This is a genomic window from Dysgonomonas sp. HDW5B (assembly GCF_011299335.1).
Taxonomy (GTDB): domain Bacteria; phylum Bacteroidota; class Bacteroidia; order Bacteroidales; family Dysgonomonadaceae; genus Dysgonomonas_A.
This window is the reverse complement of record NZ_CP049858.1, coordinates 2,656,778-2,674,876: the sequence shown is the minus strand read 5'-3', so window position 1 is coordinate 2,674,876 and position 18,099 is coordinate 2,656,778. Positions and strand designations below refer to the sequence as shown.

The 18,099-nt window shown below is 36.3% G+C and carries 17 protein-coding genes; 10 read left to right on the top strand and 7 right to left on the bottom strand.

Translation table 11 applies throughout. The features are described from left to right. Positions 1-20: 20 nt before the first annotated feature. The 5 genes from G7051_RS10985 to G7051_RS10965 all read right to left on the bottom strand — a co-directional run bounded on the left by G7051_RS10985 (position 21) and on the right by G7051_RS10965 (position 3,658). Positions 21-1,079 carry an asparaginase gene (locus tag G7051_RS10985; protein ID WP_166200269.1) on the bottom strand — a complete coding sequence of 353 codons (1,059 nt, stop codon included), beginning with the start codon at positions 1,077-1,079 and terminating at the stop codon, positions 21-23. A gap of 228 nt (positions 1,080-1,307) precedes the next feature. Beyond that, on the bottom strand, positions 1,308-1,541 hold the full coding sequence (locus tag G7051_RS10980; protein ID WP_166200267.1) for a hypothetical protein: 234 nt from the start codon (positions 1,539-1,541) through the stop codon (positions 1,308-1,310). 26 nt (positions 1,542-1,567) lie between these two features. Beyond that, the gene (locus G7051_RS10975) at positions 1,568-1,975 is read right to left on the bottom strand and encodes a hypothetical protein (RefSeq protein ID WP_166200265.1); all 408 of its coding nucleotides are present in this window, start codon (positions 1,973-1,975) and stop codon (positions 1,568-1,570) included. 175 nt (positions 1,976-2,150) lie between these two features. Continuing rightward, positions 2,151-3,185 carry a UDP-glucose 4-epimerase GalE gene (gene galE, locus G7051_RS10970; RefSeq protein WP_166200263.1) on the bottom strand — a complete coding sequence of 345 codons (1,035 nt, stop codon included), beginning with the start codon at positions 3,183-3,185 and terminating at the stop codon, positions 2,151-2,153. A 20-nt stretch (positions 3,186-3,205) separates the two neighbouring features. After that, entirely contained in the window at positions 3,206-3,658 is a 453-nt protein-coding gene (locus G7051_RS10965; protein WP_166200261.1) for a GNAT family N-acetyltransferase, read from the bottom strand. A gap of 156 nt (positions 3,659-3,814) precedes the next feature. On the opposite strand from G7051_RS10965, the gene rnpA reads away from it, so the two are divergent. Both rnpA and yidD read left to right on the top strand, forming a co-directional pair. Further along, complete coding sequence (rnpA, locus tag G7051_RS10960) at positions 3,815-4,246, top strand: ribonuclease P protein component (RefSeq protein ID WP_166200259.1); 432 nt, start codon at positions 3,815-3,817, stop codon at positions 4,244-4,246. Beyond that, the gene (gene yidD / locus G7051_RS10955) at positions 4,239-4,460 is read left to right on the top strand and encodes a membrane protein insertion efficiency factor YidD (protein ID WP_166117702.1); all 222 of its coding nucleotides are present in this window, start codon (positions 4,239-4,241) and stop codon (positions 4,458-4,460) included. The genes rnpA and yidD overlap by 8 nt, the downstream gene beginning before the upstream one ends. 89 nt (positions 4,461-4,549) lie before the next feature. On the opposite strand, the gene G7051_RS10950 is transcribed toward yidD, so the two are convergent. Further along, the gene (locus G7051_RS10950; RefSeq protein WP_166200257.1) at positions 4,550-5,605 is read right to left on the bottom strand and encodes a winged helix DNA-binding domain-containing protein; all 1,056 of its coding nucleotides are present in this window, start codon (positions 5,603-5,605) and stop codon (positions 4,550-4,552) included. 43 nt (positions 5,606-5,648) lie between these two features. Further along, positions 5,649-6,311 carry a B3/4 domain-containing protein gene (locus tag G7051_RS10945; RefSeq protein ID WP_166200255.1) on the bottom strand — a complete coding sequence of 221 codons (663 nt, stop codon included), beginning with the start codon at positions 6,309-6,311 and terminating at the stop codon, positions 5,649-5,651. Between the two features lie 243 nt (positions 6,312-6,554). Between G7051_RS10945 and G7051_RS10940 the strand changes: the two genes are divergently transcribed. The 8 genes from G7051_RS10940 (at position 6,555) to nifJ (ending at position 17,961) form a co-directional block, all read left to right on the top strand. Then, on the top strand, positions 6,555-7,241 hold the full coding sequence (locus G7051_RS10940) for a TatD family hydrolase (RefSeq protein ID WP_166200253.1): 687 nt from the start codon (positions 6,555-6,557) through the stop codon (positions 7,239-7,241). 14 nt (positions 7,242-7,255) lie between these two features. After that, complete coding sequence (locus G7051_RS10935; RefSeq protein WP_166200251.1) at positions 7,256-7,735, top strand: hypothetical protein; 480 nt, start codon at positions 7,256-7,258, stop codon at positions 7,733-7,735. Positions 7,736-7,820: 85 nt separating this feature from the next. Next, complete coding sequence (locus tag G7051_RS10930; protein WP_166200249.1) at positions 7,821-9,263, top strand: ATP-binding cassette domain-containing protein; 1,443 nt, start codon at positions 7,821-7,823, stop codon at positions 9,261-9,263. Between the two features lie 87 nt (positions 9,264-9,350). Then, on the top strand, positions 9,351-9,782 hold the full coding sequence (locus tag G7051_RS10925; protein ID WP_166200247.1) for a DUF2147 domain-containing protein: 432 nt from the start codon (positions 9,351-9,353) through the stop codon (positions 9,780-9,782). A gap of 127 nt (positions 9,783-9,909) precedes the next feature. Then, positions 9,910-11,913: a putative porin gene (locus tag G7051_RS10920; protein WP_166200245.1), complete on the top strand. Its 2,004-nt coding sequence runs from the start codon at positions 9,910-9,912 to the stop codon at positions 11,911-11,913. Between the two features lie 81 nt (positions 11,914-11,994). Further along, positions 11,995-12,813: a transporter substrate-binding domain-containing protein gene (locus G7051_RS10915; RefSeq protein WP_166200243.1), complete on the top strand. Its 819-nt coding sequence runs from the start codon at positions 11,995-11,997 to the stop codon at positions 12,811-12,813. Between the two features lie 183 nt (positions 12,814-12,996). Then, positions 12,997-14,187 carry an ATP-binding protein gene (locus G7051_RS10910; protein WP_185154963.1) on the top strand — a complete coding sequence of 397 codons (1,191 nt, stop codon included), beginning with the start codon at positions 12,997-12,999 and terminating at the stop codon, positions 14,185-14,187. Between the two features lie 201 nt (positions 14,188-14,388). Next, positions 14,389-17,961 carry a pyruvate:ferredoxin (flavodoxin) oxidoreductase gene (gene nifJ / locus G7051_RS10905; RefSeq protein WP_166200241.1) on the top strand — a complete coding sequence of 1,191 codons (3,573 nt, stop codon included), beginning with the start codon at positions 14,389-14,391 and terminating at the stop codon, positions 17,959-17,961. The last annotated feature ends 138 nt before the right edge of the window (positions 17,962-18,099 follow it).

The window sequence follows — 18,099 nt, the reverse complement described above, 5'->3', positions numbered from 1 at the left end:
TAGGCAATTTTTTATACTTATCAGATTTGTCGGTCATCGTCGGGGCGGGTTAATTCTCCTGCCAATGGCACGCGCATTCTTACTATTATTTCTTCACGTGAGTATTTATGCCCCAACAAGTGCATCAACTTTGTCACAGTAGCTTCTACCGTAGCATCATATCCGCTAATAACTCCGGCTTTTAAGAGTTCGTGACCGGTTTCATACCGTTGCATTTCTACACAACCCATCTCACACTGAGTTATGTTCACAATAATTATCCCTCGCTTTACGGCATCCAATAATGCCTCTATAAACCAGTCGTATCTAGGAGCATTACCCGAACCATATGTTTCCAAAACTACGGCTTTTACCCCTTTTGCATTCAATATAGCATCTACAACTGATTTCGTAATTCCGGGAAACATTTTCAAGATAACAATATCTTTATCCATCAGATAATGAAAAAATACCTTTTTCTCATAATTAGGAGTCAAAATTTTATCTCTGTCGTAACGAATTTGTATTCCTGATTTCCCTAATCCCGGATAATTATAGGATTTAAACGCATTAAAATTATCTGCATTTATCTTTGTCGATCGATTTCCTCTGATTAGATTAGTCTGAAAGAAAATACAGACCTCTGGCACTATAGGATAGCCAATAGAGTCTTTTGATGCTGCTATTTCCATTGCAGTTATCAGGTTTTCCTTTGCATCTGTTCTTAATTTACCAATGGGCAATTGAGCTCCGGTCAAAACGATTGGTTTTTGCAAATTTTGAATCATAAAGCTAAGAGCCGATGCAGTGTAAGCCATTGTGTCTGTCCCATGCAATATTACAAAGCCATCGTGCTCGGCATAATTATCCTCAATAATATGCACCAATTTTCTCCAATGAGATGGGCATACATCCGATGAATCAATAGGGGGGTCAAATACAATGGTATTAATATGGTATTTAAACCTCTGCAACTCGGGCATATGACTTGTCAGATGAGCAAAATCAAACACCTCGAGAACGCCTGTGACATTATTCTCGACCATACCGATGGTTCCTCCGGTATAAATCAATAGTATATTGGCATTTGTATCTATCATTTTGCCTTATGGATTGGGATATGCAAAAATACGACTTTTAAGAAGAAGATAGACACCATTTTGCAGTAAAAAATGAATTAAAAAGCAACAGTAGCATGTGACATATAGTCAAACAGTACATTGACAGATGATTACAATTTAATAAATAATATTAAATACCTCTATTTACCTAATAAGCAAGTCATAAAATCATACATGCATAACTTTGAATTTACCAATAGTTATTACTTACGAATAAGTTACTCGAAAAGCAATCATACTATTATTATCGGTCAATGTACCTACATTGATCAGAACTACACTCGAGTAATCTTGATAATTAGCAATATCGTCTATTAAGACGGAATCTTTTATTAACCAAATGGTTGAGCGAACCCACAATCGTGATCCGGCTGGATTTATCACAATATCTTCGGCTGACTGACCAGATGTAGGTATCCCCAAAGTAATAGTTTTCGACAAGGAAGTCTATCTACATTATCTTTAATTTAGAGCAAGCCCAATAATATAAAAACCATCCCAGCCAGAAAGGTGTATCCTGCCTCTACGATAGCAGCTTGAATATATTCACTCCATTTCGTATAGCGAAATTTGAGGCTGCCTTTTTGCCATCCACAAAATCCGATCAGAGCTAAAAGGGCAACCCAGAAGGATAGTTTTACCAAAATAAAAAATACAAGCCCGAACAATGCTGTTACGATAAGCTGAATTATCATTGTGAATACGACACCTTGGGGTTTACCTTCAGGCATCTCAATTTTAAATACTTTAATCCACATATTCTTAAACAAGAAAGAAAACCATATTCCCCCAAGTACAAATACGACTATCACGGCTATTATATACCAGAGCCAATTGATAGATCCAAGCAATGCACAGAAACCTGAAGAGTCCATTTTTTATCAGTTTTTAGAAATAAATAAATTTATAACCTGATTTTATCTATTTATAAAACAAAGAGAAATATATAAAGTTTAGCCTGACAGTTCTGTTTTAAGTTCTCAGCCCCTATATAATATAAAGAGGGGATTTTAACAATCCCCTCTTTATATACATTCTCATTCTGCCGAATTACATAATACCTTTTTCTCTAAGCTTTTGCTGCCATTTCCAGGCCGATGCCATTGTATCTTCAATAGTTTCTTTTGCTGTCCATCCCAATACGTTATTGGCTTTAGATGGTTCTGCCCATATTTTGACAATATCTCCGGCACGACGTCCAACTATTTTATAGTTTACTTTCACACCCGATACTTTTTCGAAAATATGGATAAGTTCTAATACTGACACACCGTTTCCTGTACCCAAATTAAAAATTTCCACTTTATCCGGAGATTTATCTTGCAACATTCTATCCATTGCAACAACATGAGCTTTAGCTAAATCTACCACATTGATGAAGTCACGAACACATGAACCGTCAGGTGTATCATAATCGTCTCCAAATACACTCAACTCTTTACGGATACCCATAGCAGTTTGAGTAATAAAAGGAACTAAGTTTTGAGGTACACCATTGGGTAATTCGCCTAACTCAGCAGTAGCATGCGCACCTACCGGATTGAAATAGCGTAAGATTATACTCTTAATATTGGCTCCGGAAGCCACAAAGTCCTGAATAATTTCTTCATTGATCTGTTTAGTCTTACCATAGGGCGACGCAGCCGGTTTAATAGCGGCTGTTTCATCAATAGGATTGACATCAGGCTCTCCATAAACTGTACAAGATGAAGAAAACACAACACCTTTCACTTTAAATTCGGGCATCAATTCCAAAACATTGATTAATGATACCAGATTATTCTTATAATATAACAAAGGTTTTTCAACCGATTCTCCAACAGCTTTATTAGCTGCAAAGTGGATCACCCCACCGATTGGAGAGTATTTCGCGAATACTTTGCGTAATGCTTCCTCATCGTTACAATCTATTTTCTCGAATGCTGGACGAATTCCGGTGATACGCTCAATACCATCAATACTGTCAGCAGTCGAATTACACAAGTTATCAACAACGACTACTTCATACCCTGCATTTTGTAATTCAACAACTGTATGTGAACCTATATATCCGGTTCCACCTGTTACTAAAATCTTTTTTTTCATAGTGATATTATATATTTTCGTTAATTCAACTTCATTTGTATATGTGGAATATTATCTTCTAAATAAGTTTCGGAGGTCTGAATAAAACCATGACTTTCATAAAATTTCTTCAGGTACAACTGCCCCGATATCGTTATCTGAGTTTCATTCAGTAAAGATGCCTGAAGTTCTATTGCCTTCGTCATTAACTGATGTCCATAACCATACTTCCGAAAATCAGCTGCAACAACAACTCTACCGATAGACGCCTCAGCGAAATAGTCGCCCGGTTTAAATAACCGACAGTAAGCTACAAGTTTTTCTCCCAGATAACCTTGTAAATGTAAAGCTTTCTGATCTTTATTATCCGGGTCTAAATAAGGACATTCTTGTTCCACGACAAATATCTCAGCACGTAAATAAAGCAAGTTGTATAACTTATGAATATCTAAATCGTCAAAATAATCTACGTACCATGTTATTGTATCAGCCATCCTTTACTTTACACTTAATGGGTGTTCTAAATCTTTATTGTTGTTTTGTTTACTTGTTTCACAAAAATACAGTTTTTTTTACTCTCTCAGAAATATAATTGAACTGATATATGCTTCATTCAAAAAACGTATCTTTGTTGCTATTAGTATAAAAAAATGCCTGAAAAAGAAAATCAATATACACTTTGTAAAGAAGAGAGGCTTTATGCCGAAAAAAGAATCGAAGCCCTTTTTGCAGGAGGCAGTTCTTTTATAGCCTATCCTTTAAGAGTGGTTTATATAACTCGTGAATGTAATTTGGAAGACGGGGTACCAACTGTTTCAATACTGACCAGTGTTTCAAAAAAGCGTTTCAAACGAGCTGTGAAAAGAAACAGAGTTAAACGATTAATTCGTGAGGCTTACCGATTGAATAAAAACGAATTTATTGAGTTTGCAGCGCAATCAGGCAAATCCTTTGATATAGCTTTTCTGTATCTCAAAAGCGAATTGCCTACATATTCTGAAATAGAAAAGGCTGTATTGAAAACGATAAATACATTAAACGGAAAGAACCAATTAGAATCAAAAAGTGAAAATAATTCGTAAAATACTATCCTATATAGTACTTATACCGATATACTTTTATCGATATTGTATTTCTCCGCTCAAACCTCCCACTTGTCGCTATGCCCCTACCTGTTCGGAGTATGCAGTACTTGCGGTCAAAAAATATGGTCCAATAAAAGGAACATGGCTTGCAATCAAAAGAATATCACGCTGCCATCCATGGGGAGGTCATGGATACGATCCTGTTCCATAAAGTATCTCTGAATTTTTATTGCTTTGGCTTAAACACAGTCTGCATAGGCAACTTCACTTCGATAATCATCTGAATGTTAGCAGACAGAGTCAGATGTGAAACAATTCAAATGACCGGGATGCTTGCTTAATTAAGTTTTCAGTAGGTACATCAACATCCCCGAATAACTCAATACCCGCTGAAATACTATCTTTCTTTTTCAACCGCTTCCACATACCAATGATTTGCCCATTTTTAACAATCACAGGCTTAAAGATCCCATTCCTGGAAATTACTTTCGAGTAATGTTCATCAGCAACAATATGCTGTCTGTTTTTATAACTAACTACAAACTCATCCCATGCAGGCAACAAAAAGACAGACTCTTGACTCTCTTTAGTTTCTGTAAAAGAATTATTTATCCAATAGTCTAATGAATCTATTTTTTCGACAACAAAATCGGGCTTGATCATTTCCATAGCTGCTTTTGCATCCGCAACCGTTAAACCCGACCACCATACAAAGTCTTGCAGTGTAGCCGGTGCGTGGCTGGTGAAATACTTACGAGCCAATCTTTCAAGGGCAATCTGTTTATCAAATACTTCTGTCTTGGGTATTTTTTCTTCCAGTAAACAATAGGTCTGCTTATTCTTGTTTATTTCTCCATTACAAACTATACCATGCAGTTCGGCACTAAACATAATATGATTCAACTGATGTGGATTTACATCCATCCCTTTACTTTTCAACCTTTCGCCTAATTGAGGTCTGGTTAGATGTTCACCTTCACTTAAAGCCTGTTGAATGATATCGCTTCCTTTTTCAATTGCAGCATCAGTCAGCTCTAGCATTTTTGCATACGTTTTCAGTATGGCTTTTAATCGGGGAGCCGATAAGCTCAACATCCAGTGAATCTCTTTACCTGCAACAAGATGCCATGTAGGACGTAATATATGTGTCCTAACAAGCTCTCCTTTATTTAAAGCATCTTCAACCGTAGTATTTGTCAGCACAGGTAGACGCACCCCAAGAGCCCATTTTGCCATATTAAAATCTTGTGCTTGAACTGCTCCCATCCAAGACACTACTTCCTGAGGAGTTGTAAAATTCGATCCTCTCAGAAGCTGATTATGAAGACGTAGATCCGCTATAATTGATGTACTCATTCTCTATATTCTATTAAATGGTAAGTATAAAAAGTCAGTAAACTTAAAAATAAATTACTTCGCCACCGTCGGAGTTCACAAACCGAGTCAACAACGATTGCATATAATTGACCGTCTCGGGTAACCTTTCTTTTCCGTCATATCCATTGATTATAGCCAGAAAACGGGTCGTACCCAAATCTATTTTAGTCCGCTCGTTATCACTGGTCGGAGTACCTATACCTCCTGAAAGATCACGATACACCGGCAGACCTTCGATATTCAGGAGTCCCCTGCCTATTGCCTCATAAGGCTCATTAGCTTTACCAACTCCTAAAATTAATTTGTCACCATCTATTTTATCTGCATCAAAACCTCCAATTGAATATCCGGTACGAATTGAGACTAAGTTAATCAGATCAACCAACGTATCAATTTGATAAAGTGGCAAATCACGTAATATACGCCTTCCCAGAGCTTCTGCGGATGGGCGATATCTATTGGGATCCTTCCCAAATCGCCTGTAAGCATTGCGAGTAGCGTCTATTCCTGATATATTTTTTATATCTTCAATCTTATAAGTGCGTTTATACTCTTCGATACAGGATTTTATCTCATCCCAGAGGTCGGGATTGTACTTTGTATTTTTCACTGTAGCCATTATAGCTACACCAACAAAATCGGGGCAATGAGATTTTATATTTTCCGAAATTTCAATTGTAAGCATATAACTAACATAAATAAATGAACGTACTTAATGACATACTTTAGGACCATAATAGGCCATTGTTATTATAATTTCCGAAACAACAAACAGGCGTGAGATCCGAACAGAATGTGAATTTACAAAAGTAATTTTTTAGAAGCTACTTAGGGGCTTATAAAATTACTTTCTAAAAAAATTGTCATTTATTTGGTAGAGTCTGAAAGTTTTGGCTAACTTGCAAAGCTCAGAATTCTTAATTGTTTTATGGACTTATATGACATACATACGCATGACGCTCCTTCACCGAACCCGGATGATGACGAGGGTCTGAGGCAAAACATTACTAATATTGTAAATGTATATCCTCTTGGTTTTGAATATGCCAAAGACAACGATAACTATCCTTGGTTTTCGTGCGGAGTACATCCCTGGTACTCAGAAGATGCAGAACCCCAACTTAAATTTTTAAAAGAAATTGCAGGCGATCCCCGTATTGTAGCAATCGGAGAAGCAGGACTCGATAAATTAAAAGGCCCGGAACTGACTATTCAGCAAACCTTATTCGAACGGCAAGTCGAATTATCGGAACAACTGCAAAAGCCCTTAATTATTCACTGTGTTAAGGCATGGGACGAATTACTGCATATCAAAAAAATGTATAAGCCACGCCAACCTTGGATTATTCATGGCTACAAAGGAAAAATAGAACTAGCGAAACAATTATTGTCTCACGGATTCTACTTCTCGGTTAATGATCGTTTTAATGACGATGCTATCCGAGCAATACCTTTAGACAGGCTATTTTGTGAAACAGATATTTCGGAAATATCTATTGAAGATATATACAACGAAGTGGCAAATACATTGGAGATACCAATAGATGTATTGGCTTCACAAATTGAGAACAATGTTAGAATAATGTTCCCAATGCTTGTATTATCTAAAAATTAGAAAAACTTCTTTTAATGAATGATATTGAGATACCTAAAACCGAAAAAGAATTATACAATTGGATGAAAGAGAACCATTGCAATTTCGATAGTTACTCAATCAATGGAAATTCTATTTATGAAGGTTTTGGAATTGAAATAATTGGCGGACTCTATACTTGGTTCTATACAGAAAAAGGGATAAAAAATCAAGTAAAAACATTTCAAACAGAGCAAGAAATTATAGAGTACGCATATACACAAATTAAATCTGACAAGTGGGCATGGACTCATTGTATTGAATTTACAAGAAATAAATACAAATCTGATAAATTATGCCATATATTAACTGATATGGAAATAGAATACTTTCAAGATGAAATACCATATTATGGAAAAGATTCTCCTGTTTACAGAGTATTTGTACTAGCTTGTGATATAAAAAAGACTAAATTTTTAAAAGTAAAATATTATTTAAAAAGGGGACTGTCTCGAATTCACTTTAAGAGTATATAAAAAAGTATTACCACAAAATGGGTGATACTTTTTTATTTATTGCGACCAACAAAATAACTACTTTTACAATCGGAAATTAAAATAGATGGAAACAGATAATCTTGTAGAAATAAAAAATGCGGTTCCCCGCATCAATACATTAGCATTCTCACAACCTATCAACTGGGCTGTAAAAGACAATCAACATTGGGCTATTATCGGACCCAATGGAGGAGGCAAGACTTTACTGATAGATATTCTATTGGGAAAGCACGCCTTAAGATCAGGAGAAATAATCAGTAAGAATAATATCAGTATCAACTCCATTGTAAAGTGTGTTGCCTTTCGTGATATTTATAGCCTTGCCGATATACAAAACAGTTACTATCAACAACGTTGGAATGCTGGTGACGAGCATGAGATACCCATCGTAAGAGACTTATTTTCGAAAGGAGAAGAAGAATGGGTAAAGATGCTTATCACTGCATTTAAGATTGAAGATCTTGTTGAAAAACCGATCAATCTACTATCAAGTGGAGAGCTCAGAAAAACCCTGATTGTAAGATCACTGCTAACAAAGCCTCGTATTTTGATTTTAGACAATCCATTTATTGGATTAGATGCCAAATCAAGAGAGATGCTTAATGAAGTTTTGGCGAAATTATCCCGATTGGAAAATCTTCAAATCGTATTAATCCTTTCGCACCCAAAGGACTTACCTGCAATTATTACACATATTCTACCCATAAAGAACAAATCTTTACTGCCTGCTATAAGCCGCGAAGAGTTTTTAAAAGATGCAAGCCTACAGAAGAATCTGTTTAATACAGAAAATAAAGCTGATATTTCAGCTCTTCTTGATAACTCCACAGATCCATTTTCATTCGAAAATGCTCTCTTATTTAAAAACATACATATACGATACGGAACACGTACGATATTAAAGGAGCTTAATTGGCAGGTAAAGCGAGGAGAAAAATGGGCTTTATTAGGAGAAAATGGATCGGGAAAATCCACACTACTCAGTTTAGTCTCGGGAGATAACCCTCAAGCATATGCAAATGATATAACTTTGTTCGACCGTAAAAGAGGTTCGGGCGAAAGTATTTGGGATATAAAAAAACATATCGGATATATTTCACCCGAAATGCACCTTTATTATCTGAAAAATGTACGCTGCCTTGACGTTGTCGGATCAGGGTTCTTCGACACCATCGGTCTTTACAAGAAGTGCAGTGAAGAACAGGAAATTGTTGCTTTAGAATGGATGAAGATATTTGGTATTGAAAACATTAAAGACATATCATTTCTCAATATATCAACAGGAGAGCAGCGCTTGGTATTATTAGCACGTGTTTTTGTAAAGAATCCTGATTTACTCATTCTCGATGAGCCTTTACATGGACTGGATGCTGCAAACAAATATCGCATAAAAAAGATTATAGAGGATTTTTGCACCAATGATAAGGCATTGATATATGTAACACATTATGAAGACGAGATACCCGAAGTAGTAACCCAACTACTGGTATTGACTAAACGTAACTAGGAGAATAAACAGTTAGCAAAAAGACACCAATTCAACATAAAGTATTAAACAATTATATTAATTAAAAAAGGCAACAAGCTCAAACAAATGAAAAAAATAAAAATTTCAATTCTATTGGTATTTCTGGTAAGCGTATTTTCGGTAAACGCTCAAAGCGTTATTGGAAAATGGAAAACCTTTGATGATGCAACAGGGGATGCTAAATCGATTGTAGAAATAACCGAAAAAGACGGTAAAATTTACGGAAAAGTAATAGAAATACTTAATCCTGAAAAGAAAAATGCAAAATGCAACAATTGCCCGGATTCAGATAAAGATAAACCGGTCTTAGGATTGTATGTCATTAAAGGATTATCTAAAGATGGTAAAGAATACTCGAACGGAAAAATTCTAGATCCAAGCTCAGGGAAACTATATAAATGTACTGTTTCACTTGATGGTAACGACAAATTAAAAGTGAGAGGCTATGTCGGTATTTCAGCTTTTGGTCGAAATCAAATATGGACTAGAGTAAAATAAGGCACATAAGGTCACAGCTTCTTTTGTTGCTTAGGTAAACATAAGTATATAAAAGGTCTGTGACCTTAACTATAATTTAGAAATAAACGCTTCGCCTATTTCTGTTTTTTTATGTAAGTTTGTGGCGATGAAAAGAATCGCTTTTACCCTTATATATATATGTACATTTGTGCTTGCAATTCACGCACAAGAACCTCGTTTCATTTTCGATAACGACAGTACTTTTGCTGCTGCGACTACCCCTAAAGCAGATCAACCCATAATTAATAAAGCCACACTAAAGCTCGATTCTTTAAATAAGATACCACCGGCAGTTCCTTCATGGAAAATTAATCCTCTTCTGGGCGAACGTATTCCCGTACCAATGGATACCATGCTATATGACTTTCATAGGGAAAGCCTTGTTGAAGGGCAAGGCCTGGCAATAGCTTATCTGGGCAACTGGGGTTCTCCGGCTCAATCGAAACTCTTCTTCGAAAAAGAAGAAGCTTCGTTATTCCAATTTCTGGAACCTTATAAATTCTATTATAAAACTCCAGGCAACCAGCGATTTTTAAGCACCAAGCAGCCTTACTCCAATATTATGTACCAATCGGGAGGAAGCCGTCAAAGCAAGGAAGAAAGGTTTACAGGAGAGATGTCAATAAGCTTCAATAAAAATTTGACTGTTGGCTTCGATATCGATTATGTTTATTCACGCGGTTTTTATCAATATAATGCTGATAAACAAATAAGCTACGATTTCTATGCTGCCTATGTGAGCGACAAGTATCAGATGCATGCGTTTGTAGCTAATAATAATTACACACATTCCGAAGACGGAGGTGTAAATTTCAATAATCCTGATTCTGATCCGCTCGGAAAAGGAAATTCACTTAATTATGCTACAAACCTTTCAGATACCTGGAGCTATTTACGAGGCAAACACCTTTATACAACAAATAAGTATAACCTCGGTTACGAAAAAGAAGGTACTCAAAAATTCATACCCGTTGCCAGTGTCATTCTGACCAACAGTTATACTGATCAACGCCGTCGGTTTTACAGTAAGGATATAGAAGGCTTAAATGATTTCTATAATTTCACAGACAGCAACGGACAACCTGTTAATGACCAAATGGCTTACTACTCATTCAAAAACACATTGGGAATATCTCTGAATGAAGGATTTCGAGACTGGGTCAAATTTGGATTAACTGCTTACATACAGCAAGACAATAGATTGTACCGTAAACCAATGGAGCAATTGATGTGGTTAGCTACGACTGATCAAAAAGAGTCATCTACATTCATCGGGGGGATCTTAGCCAAAGAAAAAGGAGAAGTTTTAAAATACAATCTTGGTGCAGAATTTGGAGTCTTAGGATACGATCAAGGCGCATTTAAACTCAACGCAGATATAAGCACAACTATCAACATAAAAGGACAAAAAGCCATAGTAAAAGCAAATGGATATATTAAACATTTAGTACCTCAATATTTTCAAAGGTATTTTACATCCAAATATTATAACTGGAGCGAAAAAGATTCTTTAAACAATACAGTTCGTATATATGCCGGAGGAGAAATTTACATACCTCATACACAAACCCGAATAAGCGGAGGTGTAGAAAATCTAACAGACTATATTTATATACAACGCAATCAAGGCGAATCGTCTTTAGGAATAAAACCCAAACAAGGCGAATCACAAGTATTCTCACTACGCCTCGATCAGAAATTACATTACGGAATTCTACACTGGGATAATCAAGTAGCTTTTCAGAAAAGTACAAAAGACGAAGTTATTCCTGTTCCCAGATTCAGTATATATACCAATCTTTATATTAAGACCTCATTAGCCAAGGTCTTAACCATGCAATTGGGTGTAGATGCTCTTTATCAAACAAAATATCATGCACAAGGCTATGACCCGGCTTTAGGCCAATTTGTCAATCAAACTGATGTTCTGGTAGGTAATTTTCCTTTTTCCACAGCATACATCAATCTTCATCTAAAAAAGACACGATTCTTTCTTATGATGTACAACATTGCTCAAAACTATGGAGATTCGAACTATTACACAGTTCCTAATTACCCTGTAAATCCGATGATTTTCAAATTCGGACTTTCATGGAACTTCACAAATTGATCGGCTCGCGGAGCTTTTATTTCTGAGGCGGTCATTAAACAGTTGAAATTACGTAATACAATGTGCTTATAACCCGAAGCTATGAAAAGTAAAAAACGATTCGGAATAATTTCAGGAGCCATAATAGCCGCAATAGTTATTATTGTCTATATAATAGTACAGTATAACAAAGCTCCTGTCAATCGTGACTTTCGGGAAATAGAAAAGAAAGGAATATTACATATTGTAACCGACTTAAATCCAATCGGGTATTTCGTATCTTCTGATACTATAGCCGGATCTAATTACGAACTTCTTCAGGCATTGCAAACTTATACTAATATCTCTTTTCAAATATCTGTAGAAAACAGTCTTGAGAAAAGCTTCGAAGGTCTTAAAACAGGAAAATACGATCTTATAGCTCGCAATATCCCCATAAATTCTAATCTCCGCAATGAATATAGTTTCACTGAAGCTATACTCAACAACCGTTTGGTATTAGTCCAACGCAAAGCTGAATTTAATAATGGTATTGAGCCTATCAGAAACCACCTCGATCTGTCTCACAAAACATTGTATGTACCTAAAGACTCTCCAAGCATATTGCGGTTACAAAATTTATCCCATGAGATAGGCGATTCGATATTTATTGTTGAAAATGAAACTTATCAGGCAAATCAACTCGCCTATATGGTGGCTGCTGGAGAAATTGATTATACCGTATGCGATGTAAAAACAGCGGAAAGCCTGTCTGCAAAGATTCCCGAATTGGATATTAAAACAGATATTGGCTTTACACACTTCGAAGGTTGGGCGGTAAGAGCCAACTCACCTATTCTATTAGATTCTTTAAATACATGGATAAAAAAAATAAAAACAACACAAGAATATCAGAATATATTAAAAAGGTATTATAAATAAGGATAATTTTCATTCATGAACTCCACTCCAGGATAATCTAACCTAATAATGAGTATTTTTTGAATAAAAAAACAGAAGCATTAATTATCTGAGTGTAATTATGATGAAATTTGATTAAAAATGCAAACTAGACTTTGCAATAAGACAAAAAAAAATTACCTTCGTAAACTTAATCGTAAGATTGTGGAATCCTTTTTCAGAACGCATAAATATTTAGTAGAGCACTTAGGCAGCACCGTCGAAAGGCGTCTTATGGACGAAGTTAATTGGAACGATCGTCTTATTGCTGTTAAGGGAACACGAGGTGTCGGTAAAACCACTTTTTTGTTGCAATACGCAGCAAAATTCAGTGATTTGGATGGACGAGATTGTCTGTATATCAATATGAACAATTTCTCGTTTACTTGTCGTACAATATACGACTTTGCCGAAGAATTTTGTTTCAAAGGAGGAAAAACCCTCTTGATTGATCAGGTATTTAAATATCCCGATTGGGCCAGTGAGCTCAGATCGTGTTATGATAAATTTCCTGAACTTAAAATAATCTTCACCTGCTCAACTGTCATGCAATTGGATGAAAATCCTGAAATTGCATCAATTGTTCGTCATTACAATCTGAGAGGATTCTCATTTCGAGAGTTTTTAAATATCATAACTGATAGTAAACTTGAGCCGGTTTCATTGCCGGATATCATTAATAACCATACAGAAATAGCTGCGGAAATTTGCTCGAAAGTAAAACCCCTAGCCTATTTCAGAGATTATATCCATCATGGCTATTATCCTTTCTTTTTAGAAAAACGCAACTTTTCGGAGAATTTGCTAAAGACCATCAATATGATGCTCGAAATAGATGTTCTATCCATAAAACAAATAGAGCAATCTTATCTGTCGAAATTAAGAAAATTACTTTATTTGCTTTCGATAACAGCACCCGGAAAACCTAATATAAGTCAACTTAGTGTTGATTGCGAAATATCACGAGCTACCGTAACTAATTATTTGGATTACCTTAAAAGTGCCCGCTTAATAAATCTATTATATCGCGAAGGAGAAGAGTTTCCCAAGAAACCCGATTTGGTATACATGCATAATACCAATCTTATATTTGCCATGAAACCAGGGGTCGCGAATGATCAGACATTGAGAGAAACTTTTTTCTATAATCAATTACATCACAATAACTCGAAATTAAAAAAGGGAAGCAAGGCAGGAATTTTCCTTGTAGAAGATGAAAACGAAAATTATATATTCAAAGTAGATAATTTAAAAACCAAAGGGAACAAAAAATCGGATATCTATAATACGGCCGAAATGATGGAAGTAGGCGAAGGTAATACAATTCCGCTATGGCTTTTTGGATTTCTATATTGAGCTCTTAAGAACGGTTACAGTTTTAAGAGATAACAGTATATTCAGTGTAATATAAATTTTAAATAAATAATATCAGTCAAATCAAATTAAGGATTTAAGCATAAGACCACTGATTAATAAAAATAATCCATTCTCTTTCAAGCTTAATCCTTGTATTTAAAACGGTTCGATAAACAACTAAATAATCAACTATTACAGAGTATGGCAAAAGAGAAAAAATTTTTAACCTGTGATGGTAATCAAGCTGCAGCTCACATATCATATATGTTCAGCGAAGTAGCATCGATCTATCCAATCACACCATCATCAACAATGGCAGAGTATGTTGATGAATGGGCTGCTGCCGGACGAAAAAACATTTTCGGCGAAATACTTAAAGTACAGGAAATGCAATCTGAGGCCGGTGCTGCAGGAGCTCTTCACGGATCGCTTCAGGCTGGTGCAATGACTACGACATACACTGCATCGCAAGGTCTTCTATTGATGATACCTAACATGTATAAAATTGCAGGGGAACTTCTTCCTTGTGTATTTCATGTTTCGGCTCGTGCATTAGCTGCACAGGCTTTATCTATTTTCGGAGACCACCAAGACGTAATGGCTGCTCGCCAAACAGGTTTTGCAATGTTCTTCTCAGGATCGGTTCAAGAAGTAATGGATCTTTCTGCTGTACCTCATTTGGCTACAATAGAATCTCGCATACCTTTCATGAATATATTTGATGGATTCCGTACATCTCACGAAATTCAAAAAGTAGAATTAATGAACCAAGAAGACCTTATTCCTCTTATCGATCAAGAAGGTCTTAAAGCATTCCGTAACAGAGCTCTAAATCCTGAAAGCCCTGTAACACGTGGTACTGCTCAGAATGATGATATTTACTTCCAATCTCGTGAAGCATCTAATCCATTCTATGATAAAGTACCCGGTATCGTTGAAAAATATCTGGAAGAAATTTATAAAATAACAGGCCGTAAATATGGCTTATTCGATTATTATGGAGCAGAAGATGCAGACAGAGTAATCATTGCTATGGGATCTGTAACCGAAGCGATTAAAGAAACTATCGATTTCTTGAATGCTAAAGGTGAAAAAGTAGGTCTTGTATCTGTACACTTATATCGTCCGTTTAAAGCTGAAGCTTTCATGGCTTTGATACCTAAAACAGCGAAAAGAATTGCAGTTCTAGACCGTACTAAAGAACCGGGTGCTCCGGGACAACCTCTTTATCTTGATGTTAAAGATTGTTTCTATGGAGCTGAAGATGCTCCAACTATCGTTGGTGGTATCTATGGTCTTTCGTCAAAAGATACTACTCCTTCTCAAATTATGTCGGTTTATGAGAACCTTGCCATGAAATTGCCTAAAAACGATTTCACTATAGGTATCGTAGATGATGTAACTTTCAAATCTCTTCCAATGAAAGAAGAAGTTTCGGTTGATGATAACAACTACGAAGCTAAATTTTACGGATTAGGTTCTGACGGTACTGTAGGAGCAAACAAAAACTCAGTGAAAATTATTGGTGAAAACACGAATAAATATTGTCAGGCATATTTTGCTTATGACTCTAAAAAATCGGGAGGTTTCACGGCATCTCACCTTCGTTTCGGAGACAAACCTATCCGTTCTACTTATTTGGTAAATACTCCAAACTTTGTAGCTTGCCATGTACCTGCTTACCTTCATCTTTATGATGTAACTAAAGGATTGAAAAAGAATGGTACCTTCCTTCTTAACTCAGTGTGGGATAAAAACGAAGTAGGTAACTATCTTCCTGATAACGTAAAGAAATATCTGGCTGTTAATAACATCAATTTCTATATCATCAATGCAACAAAAATTGCAACTGAAATAGGTCTTGGTGGACGTACAAATACGATTCTTCAATCTGCATTCTTCAAAATCTCAGGTGTAGTACCTTACGATTTGGCTGTAGAGCAGATGAAAAAATTCATCGTTAAATCTTACGGACGTAAGGGAGAAGATGTAATTAATAAGAATTATGCTGCTGTTGATCGTGGTATTGAAATAGAAAAAGTAGATGTTCCTGCTGAATGGGCCAACATTACGATTGGTGCTCCAGTAGCAGAAGACGATGCTCCTGATTTCATCAAGAATGTAGTTCGTCCGGTAAATGCTCAACGTGGATATGATCTACCGGTATCAGCATTTAAAGGTCGCGAAGACGGTACTTGGGATAATGGTACTACCGAATACGAAAAACGTGGTGTAGCTGCATTCGTTCCGGTATGGCACATGGATAATTGTATACAATGTAACCAATGTGCTTACGTATGTCCTCACGCAACAATACGTCCTTTCGTATTGGACGCTAACGAGCAAGCACATTCTCCTGAAAGTGCATCTTTGCTTAAGGCTCAAGGTAAACAATTCGATGGCATGGGATTCCGTATCCAGGTAGACGTTTTAGACTGCCTTGGTTGTGGTAACTGTGTTGACGTATGTCCTGGTAAAAAGGGACAAAGTGCTCTTGAAATGGTTGAGATTGGTACTCAATACCCAGAGCAAAACAATTGGGACTTTATGGTGAAAAACGTAACCAGCAAAGCTCACTTGGTAGACATCAAACAAAACGTTAAAAACTCACAGTTTGCAACTCCATTGTTTGAGTTCTCAGGTGCATGTTCGGGTTGTGGAGAAACTCCATATATCAAACTTGTAACTCAATTGTATGGTGACAGAATGTTGATCGCAAATGCCACCGGTTGTACATCTATCTATGGTGGATCGGCTCCTTCTACTCCATATCGTAAAAACGAAGAGGGCAAAGGTCCGGCTTGGGCTAACTCTTTATTCGAAGATAATGCTGAGTTCGGTTTAGGATATGCTTTAGCTAATATCACTATGCGTGACAGAATCGAAAGATTGATGAAGCAAGCTATTTCGATGGCTGATACTTCAGAAAATACTAAGACTGTATTCCAAGCATGGATTGATAATAAACAAGAGGCTGAGAAAACTAAGGAGTTACATCCTCAAATCTTAGCTATCATAGAAGCCGGTGCTGACAAATGTGAGATTTGCAAAGAATTACTATCTCTGAAACAATATATTATCAAACGTTCGATCTGGATCTTTGGTGGTGACGGATGGGCTTATGATATAGGTTTCGGTGGACTTGACCACGTACTTGCTTCGGGTGAAGACGTAAATATTTTGGTTCTGGATACTGAAGTTTATTCAAACACAGGAGGACAATCTTCGAAATCGACACCGGTTGCTGCTGTTGCTAAATTTGCTGCTGCAGGTAAAAAGATTCGTAAGAAAGACCTTGGTATGATTGCAACAACTTATGGTTATGTATACGTTGCTCAAGTAGCAATGGGAGCAAATCAAATGCAATGTTTGAAAGCATTCAAAGAAGCTGAAGAATATAAAGGACCATCTTTAATCATCGCTTACTCTCCATGTATCAGCCACGGATTACGTAAAGGTATGGGACAAGCTCAGGACGAAGAAAAAGCAGCTGTAGAATGCGGATACTGGCACTTGTGGCGTTACAACCCAATGTTGGAAGAAGAAGGCAAGAACCCATTCATAATGGATAGTAAAGATCCTGACTGGAGTAAGTTCCAAGCATTCCTTGGAGATGAAGTACGTTATACTTCGCTTCAAAAATCGAATCCGACAGAGGCAACCAGTCTATATGAAGCAGCTCAAAACAATGCTACTTGGCGTTGGAAAAGCTACAAACGTCTGGCTGCGGGAACTTTCGATAGTTTCAATGAAACTAAGAATCTTCCTGAATAACAAAAAGAGATTAAATATAAACATACATTATTCTCTAATATAGAAAAGAAGGATATCCGTAATGGATATCCTTCTTTGTTTTTTGTTGTCCTAAAAAACAAGAAAAATCTTTTTAACATACTTTTTTAGTCATTTGAT